Below are 1103 nucleotides of genomic sequence, written 5' to 3' on the forward strand. Positions count from 1 at the left end.
TCAAATTGGTGCGCACAGCTTTGTTTAATGTGCTGTCTAAGTTCAATTTGGCTCGAAGTGTTATCAACAGCAAGGCCTCAAAAACGGCCATTTGATTAACTAAGCCTTGTATTTCCCTATCTATATTAGACCATAATCATGGAATTTCTTGCTTTAGGTGATTTTATTACGTACGTGCTTGCCGGAGCCGGTGTTGGTTTTGCGGTTGGGGTGACGGGTGTCGGTGGCGGGTCCTTAATGACGCCGCTTCTTATACTCTTCGGTTTCCCGACTCATATCGCCATTGGAACGGATCTAATTTATGCCGCCGCAACAAAGGCGAGCGGTGTAATTTCGCATGCGAAACAGTCTACTGTTAACTGGCAGATAGTATTTAGATTAGGCTTAGGCAGTATCCCGGCTTCACTTGTTACAGTCTACATGCTGAAGAACCACTTTGGTGATCCGTCCAGCTATCAACACATCTTATTAACTGTGCTTGGCTGTATGTTAATAATGACCGCCCTGGTAATTCTTATAAAACCTCGCCTTACCCGTTCATTTAATCTAAGCAGTAATGAGCGTCATAAGCTTAAAAAATACCAAGGCTTATTAACTGTATTTGCAGGGTTTATTCTCGGTATTTGTGTAACCCTAACGTCTGTTGGGGCTGGCGCATTTGGTGCAGCAGTTTTGATGATGCTTTATCCACGCTTAAACCCCGTTACTATCATCGGAACTGATATTGCCCACGCGGTACCGCTTACGCTCATAGCCGGGTTGGGACATATGCAGCTTGGTAATGTGGATTTCGTTCTTTTAATCTCCCTGCTAGTTGGGTCTATTCCTGCCATTCACTTTGGTTCAAAATTGAGCAAAAAACTACCAAGTGAAATATTGCAGCCAATATTAGCCAGCATCCTATTGATTATTGGGGTAAAATACGCGATCTTTTAGCCAATAACGCACAACACAAATACAGTTGAAGCTATGTCGCCAACATTTAATCTACTTAAAACAAAGTTCTTATCACCGCCATATAACCCAAGCAGTATTTTAAGAAAGCACCTACTAGAGCGGCTTGAGCTTCGGAGTGGCAGAAAGCTGGTGTTGGTTTCTGCACC

The 1103-nt window shown here is 43.2% G+C and carries 1 protein-coding gene; it reads left to right on the top strand.

Annotation, left to right across the window (positions count from 1 at the left end; genetic code table 11):
• Nucleotides 1-138 precede the first annotated feature (138 nt).
• Nucleotides 139-936, top strand: coding sequence for a sulfite exporter TauE/SafE family protein (locus A3729_RS04340; RefSeq protein ID WP_068510263.1), 798 nt, complete (start codon nucleotides 139-141; stop codon nucleotides 934-936).
• Nucleotides 937-1103: the final 167 nt, after the last annotated feature.

The organism is Oleiphilus sp. HI0043 (genome assembly GCF_001634935.1).